The 12,208-nt window shown below is 68.9% G+C and carries 8 protein-coding genes and 2 tRNA genes; 4 read left to right on the forward strand and 6 right to left on the reverse strand.

Going from position 1 to position 12,208, the window contains the following annotated elements; translation table 11 throughout:
• Nucleotides 1–41: 41 nt before the first annotated feature.
• The gene (gene ligA, locus Tfont_RS00165) at nt 42–2,207 is read left to right on the forward strand and encodes an NAD-dependent DNA ligase LigA (RefSeq protein ID WP_143968139.1); all 2,166 of its coding nucleotides are present in this window, start codon (nt 42–44) and stop codon (nt 2,205–2,207) included.
• Here the strand turns inward: ligA and Tfont_RS00170 are convergent.
• The 6 genes from Tfont_RS00170 to Tfont_RS00195 form a co-directional block, all read right to left on the reverse strand.
• Nucleotides 2,176–2,508: a hypothetical protein gene (locus Tfont_RS00170; RefSeq protein ID WP_260682211.1), complete on the reverse strand. Its 333-nt coding sequence runs from the start codon at nt 2,506–2,508 to the stop codon at nt 2,176–2,178. The genes ligA and Tfont_RS00170 overlap by 32 nt on opposite strands.
• A gap of 37 nt (nt 2,509–2,545) precedes the next feature.
• Nucleotides 2,546–5,215 (reverse strand): [protein-PII] uridylyltransferase, encoded by a 2,670-nt coding sequence (locus Tfont_RS00175; protein WP_068609552.1) that lies wholly within the window; start codon nt 5,213–5,215, stop codon nt 2,546–2,548.
• Nucleotides 5,216–5,278: 63 nt separating this feature from the next.
• Entirely contained in the window at nt 5,279–6,112 is an 834-nt protein-coding gene (gene map / locus Tfont_RS00180) for a type I methionyl aminopeptidase (RefSeq protein WP_260682222.1), read from the reverse strand.
• 14 nt (nt 6,113–6,126) lie between these two features.
• Nucleotides 6,127–6,203 (reverse strand) — tRNA-Arg (locus Tfont_RS00185).
• 14 nt (nt 6,204–6,217) lie between these two features.
• Nucleotides 6,218–6,294: transfer RNA gene (locus Tfont_RS00190), tRNA-Pro, on the reverse strand.
• A gap of 3 nt (nt 6,295–6,297) precedes the next feature.
• Nucleotides 6,298–6,957 (reverse strand): glutathione binding-like protein, encoded by a 660-nt coding sequence (locus Tfont_RS00195; RefSeq protein ID WP_068609556.1) that lies wholly within the window; start codon nt 6,955–6,957, stop codon nt 6,298–6,300.
• A 185-nt stretch (nt 6,958–7,142) separates the two neighbouring features.
• On the opposite strand from Tfont_RS00195, the gene rimP reads away from it, so the two are divergent.
• The 3 genes from rimP to infB are packed head-to-tail and all read left to right on the forward strand — an operon-like array spanning nt 7,143 to nt 12,201.
• Nucleotides 7,143–7,736, forward strand: a complete 594-nt coding sequence (gene rimP, locus Tfont_RS00200; RefSeq protein WP_143968007.1) for a ribosome maturation factor RimP — start codon at nt 7,143–7,145, stop codon at nt 7,734–7,736.
• 33 nt (nt 7,737–7,769) lie between these two features.
• Nucleotides 7,770–9,269: a transcription termination factor NusA gene (gene nusA / locus Tfont_RS00205; protein WP_143968008.1), complete on the forward strand. Its 1,500-nt coding sequence runs from the start codon at nt 7,770–7,772 to the stop codon at nt 9,267–9,269.
• A gap of 28 nt (nt 9,270–9,297) precedes the next feature.
• Nucleotides 9,298–12,201, forward strand: coding sequence for a translation initiation factor IF-2 (gene infB, locus Tfont_RS00210; protein WP_068609563.1), 2,904 nt, complete (start codon nt 9,298–9,300; stop codon nt 12,199–12,201).
• Nucleotides 12,202–12,208 lie beyond the last annotated feature (7 nt).

Consider the following 12,208-nt stretch of genomic DNA (forward strand, 5'->3'; position numbering starts at 1 on the left):
GGCGCGCCACCGCGACGCTCGGATGGATGCGCGGATGGATAATGGCGGCCGTGTCCGCACCATCCTCCGCTCCCGATCCGTCCTTGCAACCCGATCTGTTCGCCGCCTTGCCCACGGGGGCGGTGGCCGATCCCGAATGGCGGCGTGCCGAGGCCTTGCGCCGTGCCCTCCATCACCATGCGTGGCGCTACTATGTGCTCGACGACCCCGAAATCCCGGACGTCGAGTACGACCGTCTGTTCGCCGAACTGCAGGCCATCGAGGCGCGACACCCCGATTGGGTCACGCCCGATTCGCCCACCCAACGCGTCGGGGGGCGCCCGCTGGAAGGTTTTGAGCCGGTGCGCCACACGGTGCCGATGCTCAGCATCCGCACCGAAACCGATACCGAGGCAGGCGCCGCCCTGGCCTTCGACGCCCGTATCCGCAAGGAGCTGGCGCTGGGCCCGGACGACCCGCCGGTGGTCTACGTGGCCGAGCCCAAGTTCGACGGTCTGGCGATCGGGCTGCTGTATGAGCACGGCCTGCTGGTGCGCGCAGCGACACGCGGCGATGGCGAAACCGGCGAGGACGTAACGCAAAACATCCGCACCATCGGCCAGATTCCGCTGCGGCTGCGGGGAACGGGGGCGGAGATCGAGCGGCTGGAGGTGCGCGGTGAGGTGTACATGCGGCGTGACGATTTCGAGGCGCTCAACGAACGCCAGCGCGCCCGCGGCGACAAGACGTTCGTCAACCCGCGCAACGCCGCTGCCGGCGCCGTGCGCCAGTTGGACCCAGCCGTCACGGCGTCGCGCCCGCTGAGTTTTTTTGCCTATGGCGTGGGCGAATGGCCCGCCGCTTTGGGCGAACGCCCCGAGGGGGGGACCCATTGGCAGGTGCTGCAGGCGCTGCGCGATTGGGGCTTTCCCGTGTCGGACTTGGTGCGTCGCTGCGAAGGGGGCGAAGCCCTGGCGGCCTACCACCGCGACATCGGGGCGCGCCGCGATGCGCTGCCCTTCGACATCGACGGCGTCGTGTACAAGGTGGATCGGCTGGATTGGCAGCGCACCCTGGGCTTCGTCACGCGCGAGCCGCGCTGGGCGATCGCGCATAAGTTTCCCGCGCAGGAGCAGCTCACCCGGGTGCTGGCGATCGACGTGCAGGTGGGGCGCACGGGCAAGCTCACGCCCGTGGCCAAGCTGGAGCCGGTATTCGTCGGCGGGGTGACCGTGACCAATGCGACGCTGCACAACGCCGATGAGGTGGCGCGCAAGGACGTGCGGGTGGGCGATACCGTCATCGTGCGCCGCGCCGGCGACGTGATCCCGGAAGTGGTGGCCGTGGCGCTGCCCCTGCCGCAGCCGCGCGGCGAGCCCTTCGTGATGCCGTCGACCTGCCCCGTCTGTGGCAGCGCCGTGGTGCGCGAGGCGGACGAGGTGGACCACCGCTGCTCGGGGGGGCTGTACTGTCCCGCCCAGCGCAAGCAGGCGATCCTGCACTTTGCGCAGCGCCGGGCCATGGACATCGAAGGCCTGGGCGAAAAGCTGGTCGATCAACTGGTGGACGGCGACGTCGTGCGCGGCGTGGCGGACTTGTATCGGCTGGGCCTGTCGTCGCTGGTCGGGCTGGATCGCATGGCGGACAAATCGGCCTCCAATGTGCTGGCGGCCATCGAGGCGTCCAAGTCCACGACACTGGCGCGGTTTCTGTTTGGCCTGGGCATCCGCCACGTCGGCGAGAGCACGGCGCGCGATCTGGCCCGCCACTTCGGGCGGCTGGACGCCATCATGGACGCGTCGGTGGACGACCTGCTGCGCGTGCCCGACGTGGGGCCGGTGGTGGCGAACAGCATCCACACCTTTTTTGCGCAGCCGCACAACCGCGAGGTGGTGGAGCAATTGCGCGCCAGCGGCGTGCACTGGCCCGAGCACGATGGCGACGCCCAGGCCGCACCCCTGCCGCTGAGCGGCAAGACCTTCGTGCTGACCGGCACCTTGCCCACCCTGACGCGCGAGGCCGCCAAGGCCCGCATCGAAGCGGCGGGCGGTAAAGTGGCGGGCTCGGTCAGCCGCAAGACCGACTGGGTGGTGGCGGGCGAAGCCGCCGGCAGCAAGCTCGACAAGGCGCGGGAACTGGGCGTGGCGATCCTCGACGAAGCGGGCCTGATCGCCTTGCTGCACGCCCCGGGTGCCGTCAGTCCCGGAAGCGATAGTGGTCGCGGTTGAGGACCGCCGCCACCGCCGTCACCTCTTCCGGCCACATCTGCAGGTTGAGCGCGGCGTTGCATTGCTCCACCATGCCGCGCAGCAACCCGGGGGTGTTGATGCGGCCGAGCGGGCGGTAGATGCCGCTGCCGTCGCCGCCCACCTTCTCGGTGTGGCACTGGGCACAGCGGTGCTGGCGGATGAGCTGTTCGCCTGCAGCCAGATCGGCGCCGCGAAAGATCGCGGGAATTTCGCCGCGGCTGAGCGTCGGCATCAACAGCACCATTCCCACGATCAGGGGCCAAGCGTGTGAAAGGACCATGCTGCACCTCCTTGTCGCGGCACTATAAATCCAGCCCTCAGGTTTCGTCCAGCACTGCCAGCAGATCCTGCGTCAACAGGGCCTGCTCGCGGTGGACATGGAGCGCGGGGCCGGAGATGACGAAGGTGTCCTCCACCCGCTCCCCCAGTGTCGTGACCTTGGCGAGCTGCAGTTGCACCCGGTGGCGGGCGAACACCCCCGCGATGCGGTAGAGCAGCCCCTTGCGGTCGCTGGCCGAGAGGCTCAGCAGCCAGCGCTGGCCCCGCTCGTCCGGCTGCAGCTGCACGCGCGGCACGACCGGAAAGCTGCGCACACGGCGCGATACGCGGCCGCGCCCTGGCGGGGGCAGCGGCGTGGCCGGATCCAGCGCGCGCGGCAGGCCGCTTTCGACCATGCCCACCAGCTCGCGGTAGTGTTCGGACAGGGTTTCCGTCGCGACCTGAAAGGTGTCGAGGGCGCGGCCGTCGCCCGTGGTGTGGATCTTGGCGTCCAGAATGGAAAAGCCGGCCTGGTCGAAGTAGCCGCAAATGCGGGCAAACAGATCGGGCTGGTCGTCCGTGTAGACGAGCACCTGCAGCCCCTCGCCGGCGGGGGACAGGCGGGCGCGCACCAGGGTGAGCGGCGCGCCCGGCGCGGCCTGCGCCAGCGCGCGCGAGAGGTGGCGTGTATGCCAGGCGATCTCGTCGGCGCTGTGGCGCATGAAGTAGCCGACATCCAGCCGTGACCACAGCGCCTGGTGGGCCTGGTGCGGCAGGGCGTGCAGGGCCAGCAGCGCGAGCGCTTCGCGCTTGCAGGCTTCGATTTCGGCGTGGGGGTCCGGCGACCCGCCGCCGAGCGCGCGCAGGGTGGCGCGGTAGAGGTCCTCCAGCAGCTTGGCTTTCCAGCCGTTCCAGACCTTGGGGCTGGTGCCGCGGATGTCGGCCACGGTCAGCAGGTACAGGCCCGTGAGGTGCCGCTCGTCGCCCACGCGCCGCGCAAACGCGCGGATGACGTCCGGATCGCTGATATCCTCTTTCTGGGCCACCTGGCTCATGGTCAGGTGCTCCGCGACCAGAAAGCGGATCAGCGCCGCATCCTCGCGATCGATGCCGTGTTGGCGCGCGAAGGTCAGCACGTCCCGCGCGCCCAGCACGGAATGGTCGCCGCCCCGGCCCTTGCCGATGTCGTGGAACAGCGCCGCGACGTACAGCACCCACGGCTTGTCCCAGCCGGCCGCCAGCTGCGAGCAAAACGGGTACTCGTGCGCATGCTCCGGGATGAAAAAGCGCCGCATGTTGCGCAGCACCATCAGGATGTGCTGATCCACCGTATAGACGTGGAACAGGTCGTGCTGCATCTGGCCGACCGTATTGCGAAACGGCCACAGGTAGCGCCCCAGCACCGAGGTCTGGTTCATCAGCCGGAAGGCATGCGTGATGCCCTGCGGCTGCTGCAGCATCTGCACGAAGGTGCGGCGGTTGACGGGATCGCGCCTAAACGCCGCATTCATGATGGGGCGGGCGTTGTACAAGGCCCGCAGCGTGCGCGCGGACAAGCCCTTGATGCCCGGGATTTGCTGGTACAGCAAAAAGGTTTCCAGGATCGCGTGCGGCTGCTGGAGATACAGGTCGTCGCTGGCCACCTCCAGCAGGCCGCCCTTGTCCAGAAAGCGCGGGTTCAGCGGGCGCGGGGGCTCCATCCCGTGCTCGTCGCGCTCCAGGCGCTCCTGGATGTTGAGCAGCAGGATCTGGTTGAGCTGCGTCACCGCCTTGGCCGCCCAGTAGTAGCGCCGCATGAGCCGCTCGCTGGCCTTGCGCGCGCGGCGCGCCGATTGCTCGCGGCTGCCGTCGCCCGTGCCCTCGGCCTCGATGCCGAACGAGGCCGCCAGCGCGGTCTGCAGGTCGAACACCAGGCGGTCCTCGCGCCGCTGGGCCAGGGTGTGCAGACGGGCGCGGATGAGGCTCAACAGCGCCTCGTTGGCCTTGAGCTGGCGGGCCTCGCGCGCCGTGGCCAGCCCGCGGCGCGCGAGTTCGCCCCAGGTGTGGCCGAAACCGGCGGCCTTGGCGACCCACAGGATCACCTGCAGGTCACGCAGCCCGCCCGGCGATTCCTTGCAATTGGGCTCCAGCGCGTAGGGCGTGTTCTCGTAGCGCTGGTGGCGTTGCTGCATCTCGAACTGCTTGGCGCGGCAAAACGCCAGCGGGTCGATCTGCTCGTCCAGCGCGCGGCCCAGCGCGACGAAGCGCCGCCGGTCCCCGGCCAGCCAGCGGCTTTCCAGCAGCGCGGTTTGCACCGAGATGTCGGCGGCCGCCTCCTGCAGGCATTCGGTCACGGTGCGCACGCTGGAGGCGATCTCCAGCCCGATGTCCCAGCAGTGGCCGATGAAGCGCTCCAGCGCGGCCTTGAGCGCCGCATCCGCCTCGGCGCGGACGCCGTCGGGCAGCAGCACCAGCACATCGACGTCGGAGTAGGGGAACAGCTCCCCCCGCCCGTAGCCGCCCACGGCCACCAGCGCCAGCGTGTCCGGCAGTCCGGAGGCCGCCCACAGCGTGCGCAGTGTGTCGTCGGTCAGGCGGCTCAGCCGCCGCAACAGAACGCGCACGCCGCGCGAGCGGCCGCTCAGGCCCTCGATGGCGTGCAGCACCCCGCGCTTGGCATCGCGGTAGTGCTGCCGCAGCGCGGCGATGTCCAGACGGTCGGCTGGGGCGGGGCAGGGTGGGGCGGACATGGCTCGGTCACAAGCAAGACCGGGGCCAGATACGGCATCCAGCGGCGACCTCCAGCGGCTGCGTCAAGCCGCAGCCGGGCTGGCCGCTGCCGAGACGAAGGGGGGCGGCGCCGGCATGCCGGCCGACCGGGTCAGGATCTCGTAGCCGTCTTCGGTGCACAGCACGGTGTGCTCCCACTGCGCGGACAGCGACCGGTCCTTGGTGATGATCGTCCAGCCGTCGCCCATCTCGCGGATCTCGCGCCGGCCCTGGTTGATCATGGGCTCGATGGTGAACGTCATGCCCGGCCTGATTTCCATCCCCGTGCCGGGGCGGCCGTAGTGCAGCACCTGCGGGTCCTCGTGAAAGCGCTGACCGATGCCGTGGCCGCAGAACTCCCGCACCACGCTGTAACCGGCGCTCTCGGCGTAGGTCTGGATCGCGTGCCCGATATCGCCCAGGCGCACGCCGGGGCGGACCTGCTCGATGCCTTTCCACATGGCCTCGTAGGTCACCTGGCACAAGCGCCGCGCGTGCGGGGGCACCTCACCGACCAGAAACATGCGGCTCGTGTCGCCATGCCAGCCGTCCTTGATGACGGTGACGTCGATGTTGACGATGTCGCCTTTTTTGAGCGGCTTGTCGTTGGGGATGCCGTGGCAGACGACGTGGTTGACCGAGGTGCAGATGCTCTTGGGGTAGGGCTGGTAGCCGCTGGGGGCGTAGTTGAGCGGCGCGGGGATGGCCTGCTGGACGTGCACGATGTAGTCGTGCGCCAGGCGGTCCAGCTCGTTGGTGGTGACGCCCGGCCGCACGTGCGGTGTCAGGTAGTCCAGCACCTCTGCCGCCAGACGTCCGGCGGTGCGCATGCCCTCGATGCCTGCGGCGTCCTTGATGGTGGCTGTCATGTCGTGAATCGTGCGTGTGCGGATGGCCCGTCCGGAGGGGCTCGAACCCCCGACCCACGGCTTAGAAGGCCGTTGCTCTATCCGGCTGAGCTACGGACGGCAGGGGTTTGTTTGTGGTCGGAGCGAAAGGATTCGAACCTTCGACCCTCTGCTCCCAAAGCAGATGCGCTACCAGACTGCGCTACGCTCCGACATCAGCGCGATTGTACCTGCGGGCGGGCATTGGCCAGGGTCGCGAGGCCGCGCTGCACCGCGGGACGCGCGGCGATGCGGTCCAGCCAGGCCTGCACCGCGGGGTGGTCGGACAGCGCCACGCCCTGGTTTTGCCACACGCGCACCCAGGGGAAGGTCGCCACGTCCGCGATGCTGTAGCTGCGCCCGCCGAGCCAGGGGCTGCTTTGCAGGCGGCGCTCCATCACGCCGTACAGGCGACGCGCCTCGTTGGTGTAGCGGTCGACGGCGTAGTCGATTTTTTGTGGTGCGTATATCCGAAAATGGTGCGCCTGGCCCAGCATGGGGCCGACGCCGCCGACCTGGAACATCAGCCACTGCAGCACCTCCCAGCGCTGGCGCTCGCCCTTGGGCAGCAGTTTGCCGGTTTTGCTGGCCAGGTAGAGCAGAATCGCGCCGGACTCGAACAGCGCAATCGGTTTGCCGTCCGGGCCATCGGGGTCGACGATGGCGGGGATTTTGTTGTTGGGGCTGATGCGCAGAAAGTCGGGGGCGAACTGCTCGCCCTTGCCGATGTCCACGGGATGCACCCGCCAGTCGCGCCCCAGGCGCAAGCCGCACTCCTCGAGTGCGATGTGGACCTTGTGGCCGTTGGGGGTGGGCCAGGAATAGACGTCGATCATGGCGGTGGGCGGGTGGGTGGAGGGAGTGCGAATTCTGACCTAGGGTGGTAGAATAATGATCTCACGACCGAATGGGCGGGTGCACACCGGCCCATTTTTTTTGGTCGAACGCGATCGAGCGCCATCCAGCGCAAGGCGCAATCAGGCACCGCCCGGTGCCGACACGAAAGGCGAAAACGGGACGCATGAGCTGGCAGCAGGTGGTGGAGCAGACGGTGGTCGGGCTCGGATATGACTTGGTGGATCTGGAGCGGTCCGCCGGCGGCTTGCTGCGCGTGACCATCGATTGGCCCTGGGATGCGACGCAGGCGCAGGAGCGCTTCATCACCGTCGAGGACTGCGAGCGCGTCACGCGACAGCTCCAGTATGTCCTGGAGGTCGAGGCCGTGGACTATCGCCGCCTCGAGGTGGGGTCGCCTGGCATCGACCGCCCGCTGCGCCACGCCCGCGATTACGAACGCTTCGTCGGCGAGACCGTCGATGTCACTCTGCGCGCCCCCATCGGGGCGGCTGGCGGGGGGGCGGTGGCGCCGGGGCGGAGAAAATTTCGCGGCGTCTTGCGCCGCGGCGAGGCGCCCGGGGCGTGGCAGCTCGATCTGGTCGAGGACGCGCCCGCCAAGCCCGCCGCCAAACCGGCCGCCAAGTCGTCGCGCCGCCCCGCCGAGCCCGCAGCCGTGCAGGTGCTCGGCTTCACGCTCGACGAGGTGCGCGAGGCACGGCTGGCGCCGATCGTGGATTTCAAGGGGCGTCGCCCGCGCGGCGCCGCCGGTAACGCATAAGAGTACGCAGGCAGTGAAAGGCAGGCCAGAGCAATGAACCGCGAAATGTTGATGTTGATCGATGCCATCTCGCGCGAGAAGAACGTGGAGCCGCGCGTCGTGCTGGGCGCGGTGGAGTCCGCGCTGGCGTCGGCCACCAAAAAGCTGCTGGGCGGCGAGGTGGACGTGCGGGTGTCGATCGACCCCGACACCGGCGCCTACGAAACCTTCCAGCGCTGGAAGGTGGTGCCGGATGAGGCCGGCCTGCAAAACCCCGATGCCGAGGAGCTGTACTCCGACGCCGTGGAGGACCACCCCGGCATCCAGGTGGGCGATTTCATCGAAAAGCCGATCGAGAGCGTGCCCATTGGCCGCATCGGCGCGATGGCGGCCAAGCAGGTGATCCTGCAAAAGATCCGTGACGCCGAGCGCGAGATGCTGCTCAACGATTTTCTGTCGCGTGGCGACAAGATCTTCGTGGGCACCGTCAAGCGGCTGGACAAGGGCGATGTGATCGTCGAGAGCGGCCGTGTCGAAGGGCGGCTCAAGCGCAGCGAGATGATCCCGAAGGAAAACTTCCGCTCGGGCGACCGCGTGCGCGCCCTCATCATCGAGGTGGACCCGACCCTGCGGGGCGCGCCCATTCTGCTGTCGCGCGCCAGCCCGGAGTTCATGATCGAGCTGTTCCGCCAGGAGGTGCCCGAGATCGAGCAGGGCCTGCTGGAGATCAAGGCCTGCGCCCGCGATCCGGGCAGTCGCGCCAAGATCGCCGTGCTGTCGCACGACCGCCGCATCGACCCCATCGGCACCTGCGTCGGGGTGCGCGGCTCGCGCGTCAACGCGGTGACCAACGAGCTGTCCGGCGAGCGCGTGGACATCGTGCTGTGGAGCGACGATCCGGCCCAGTTCGTGATCGGCGCGTTGGCGCCGGCCAATGTGCAGTCCATCGTCGTCGATGAAGAGCGGCACGCGATGGACGTGGTCGTCGACGAGGAAAACCTGGCCATCGCCATCGGCCGCGGCGGGCAGAACGTCCGGCTGGCGTCCGACCTGACGGGCTGGAAGATCAACATCATGACGGCCGAGGAATCGGCCGAGAAGCAGGCCCAGGAGCGCCAGGCGCTGCGCGAGCTGTTCATGAGCAAGCTCGACGTCGACGAGGAGATCGCCGACATCCTGATCGAGGAGGGCTTCACCAGCCTCGAGGAAGTGGCTTATGTGCCGCTGCAAGAGATGCTGGAGATCGAGGCCTTCGACGAGGACACCGTCAACGAGCTGCGCGCCCGCGCCAAGGACGTGCTGCTGACGATGGAGATCGCCAAGGAGGAAAGCGTCGAGGAGGTCTCGCAGGATCTGCGCGATCTGGACGGGCTGACCACCGACCTGATCGCCAAGCTGGCCGATGCCGGTGTGCACACGCTCGACGACCTGGCCGATCTGGCCGTCGACGAATTGGTCGAGATCACGGGACAGAGCCGCGAGGAAGCGACGGCCCTGATCATGAAGGCGCGCGAACACTGGTTCGCCGGCGATGCATCGTCCGCGCGTTCGTGAACAGCCCAGCCGAGGAGAAGGACACCGTATGTCGAGTAACACCGTCGCCGAATTCGCCGCCGAACTGAACAAACCCGTCTCGCTGCTGCTGGAGCAGTTCGTCGCCGCTGGCGTGGACAAGCACGCCGGCAGCGACCCCGTCACCGAGGCGGACAAACAGCGCCTGCTCGCCCACCTCAAGGCCGCCCACGGCACCCTGGGGCAGGAGCGGCGCAAGATCACGCTGACCAAGCGCTCGACCACCGAGATCAAGCAAGCCGACGCCTCCGGCCGTGCGCGCACCATCCAAGTGGAGGTGCGCAAGAAGCGCACTTTCGTCAAGCGCGACGACGAGGCCGAGCGCGCCAGCGACGCTGCCGCCCAGGCCGAGGAAGCGGCGCAGGCGGCCGAACTGGCCCGGCTGGAAGAAGAGGCGCGGCTGCAGGCGGAGCGCCTGCGTCAGGAAGAGGAAGAACTCGCCCGCAAGCGCCGCGAGCGCGAAGAGGCCGAGGCCCGCGCCGCCGAGGAGGCCCGGCTGGCCCGCGAAGCGGCCGAAGCCCGGGCCCGAGCCGAGCGCGAGGCGGCGGCCCTGAAGGCCCGCGCCGAAACCGCCGTCGCCACGACCGGCGAGTCGGTCGCCGACGAGCCCGCGGCCCCGGCCCAACCGGCGGCCGATGAGGCGGTGCGCGCGGCAGCCGAGCGCGCCGAGGCCGAACAGGCGGAGCAGGCCCGCCGGGCGGCGGAGCAAGCCGCCGAGAAGGCCGCCGAAAAAGCGGCCGAGGAAGCCCGCGTGCGCGAAATCGAAGAACGTCGCCGCAAGGCGCTGGCCGAGGCGGAAGCCATCCGGGCCATGATGGCCCAGCCGCGCAAGGTGCTGGTGGCCAAGAAGCCCGAGGAACCCAAGCCCGCGGCCGAAGCCAAGCCGGGCATCAAGGGCACGCTGCACAAGCCCGCGGGCACGCCCGCGCGTCCGCCCGCCGGCGCACCGGCGGCGCCTTCGGCCAAGAAGGAGGTCAAGTCCGAGGCGCTGTCGTCGTCGTGGAAGGACGAGGCCGGCAAGAAGAAGGAGCTCAAGACGCGCGGCGACAGCGGTCCGGCACGCTCGGGCAGCAATTGGCGCGCCGGCCCGAAGGGCAAGCCCGGCCGCGGCGGACGGGACGAGCGCGGCGCCTCTGCCGCCCCCGCCAGCGAGCAGCGTGTCATCGAAGTGCACGTGCCTGAGACCATCACCGTGGCCGAACTGGCCCACAAGATGGCGCTCAAGGCGTCCGAGGTCATCAAGCAGCTCATGAAGCTGGGTCAGATGGTGACCATCAACCAGTCGCTCGACCAGGACACGGCGATGATCGTCGTCGAGGAGCTGGGCCACAAGGCGGTGGCCGCGGCCCTGGACGACCCGGAGGCCTTCTCGGAAGAGGAAGCGGTGCTGTACCAGGGCGAGGAGAAGCCCCGCCCGCCGGTCGTCACGGTCATGGGCCACGTCGACCACGGCAAGACCTCGCTGCTGGACTACATCCGCCGCGCCAAGGTCGCCGCGGGCGAGGCCGGTGGCATCACCCAGCACATCGGCGCCTACCACGTCGAGACGCCGCGCGGCGTCGTCACCTTCCTGGACACGCCGGGTCACGAAGCGTTCACCGCCATGCGGGCGCGCGGCGCGCAGGCCACCGACATCGTCATCCTGGTGGTGGCGGCCGACGACGGCGTGATGCCGCAGACGCGCGAGGCGATCAAGCACGCCAAGGCGGCGGGGGTGCCGATCGTGGTGGCGCTCACCAAGATCGACAAGCCCGAGGCCAACCCCGACCGCGTCAAGCAGGAGCTGGTGGCCGAGGAGGTGGTGCCCGAGGAGTATGGCGGCGATTCGCCCTTCATTGGCGTGTCGTCCAAGACCGGCCAGGGCATCGACGAGCTGCTGGAAAACGTGTTGCTGCAGGCCGAGGTGCTGGAGCTGAAGGCCCCGGTGGACGCCAAGGCCAAGGGCTTGGTGATCGAGGCGCGGCTGGACAAAGGCCGCGGCCCCGTGGCGACCGCCCTGGTGCAGTCGGGTACGCTGCGCGTCGGCGACGTGGTGCTGGCCGGTCAGACCTATGGCCGGGTGCGCGCCATGCTCGACGAGGCCGGCCGTCCGGTCAAGGAAGCCGGGCCGTCCATCCCGGTGGAGATCCAGGGCCTGGCCGAGGTGCCGCTGGCGGGCGACGACTTCATGGTGATGGCCGATGAGCGCCGCGCGCGCGAAATCGCCACCTACCGCGCCGGCAAGTACCGCAGCACCAAGCTGGCCAAGCAACAGGCGGCCAAGCTGGAGAACATGTTTGCCGAGATGGCGGCGGGCGAGGTCAAGACCCTGCCCATCATCATCAAGGCGGATGTGCAAGGCTCGCAGGAGGCGCTGTCGGCCGCGCTGCTCAAGCTCTCCACCGACGAGGTGCGGGTGCAGCTCGTGTACGCGGGCGTGGGCGGCATCAGCGAATCCGACGTCAACCTGGCGATCGCGTCCAAGGCCATCATCATCGGCTTCAACACCCGCGCCGACGCCAACGCGCGCAAGGTGGCCGAGGCCAGCGACGTCGAGATCCGCTACTACAACATCATCTACGACGCGGTGGACGACCTGAAGGCCGCGATGGCGGGGCTGCTCGCGCCCGAGAAGCGCGAGGAAGTCATCGGCATGGCCGAGATCCGCAGCGTCTTCGTCGCCTCCAAGATCGGCACCGTGGCGGGCTGTATGGTCACGCAGGGCCACGTCACGCGCAGCGCGCATTTCCGCCTGCTGCGCGACAATGTGGTCATCTACACCGGCGAGCTGGAGTCGCTCAAGCGCTTCAAGGACGATGTGCGCGAGGTCAAGGAAGGCTTCGAGTGCGGCATCAAGCTCAAGAACTACAACGACATCCAGGAAGGGGATCAGTTGGAGTTCTTCGAGATCAAGGAAATCGCGCGCACGCTGTAAGAGACCC

The organism is Tepidimonas fonticaldi (assembly GCF_007556755.1).
Lineage (GTDB): Bacteria > Pseudomonadota > Gammaproteobacteria > Burkholderiales > Burkholderiaceae_C > Tepidimonas > Tepidimonas fonticaldi.

Coding starts and splice junctions, on each gene's coding strand:
- ligA (WP_143968139.1), top strand. CDS start 42: ATGGCGGCCGTGTCCGCACCATCCTCCGCTCCCGATCCGTCCTTGCAA.
- Tfont_RS00170 (WP_260682211.1), bottom strand. CDS start 2,508: ATGGTCCTTTCACACGCTTGGCCCCTGATCGTGGGAATGGTGCTGTTG.
- Tfont_RS00175 (WP_068609552.1), bottom strand. CDS start 5,215: ATGTCCGCCCCACCCTGCCCCGCCCCAGCCGACCGTCTGGACATCGCC.
- Tfont_RS00195 (WP_068609556.1), bottom strand. CDS start 6,957: ATGATCGACGTCTATTCCTGGCCCACCCCCAACGGCCACAAGGTCCAC.
- rimP (WP_143968007.1), top strand. CDS start 7,143: ATGAGCTGGCAGCAGGTGGTGGAGCAGACGGTGGTCGGGCTCGGATAT.
- nusA (WP_143968008.1), top strand. CDS start 7,770: ATGAACCGCGAAATGTTGATGTTGATCGATGCCATCTCGCGCGAGAAG.
- infB (WP_068609563.1), top strand. CDS start 9,298: ATGTCGAGTAACACCGTCGCCGAATTCGCCGCCGAACTGAACAAACCC.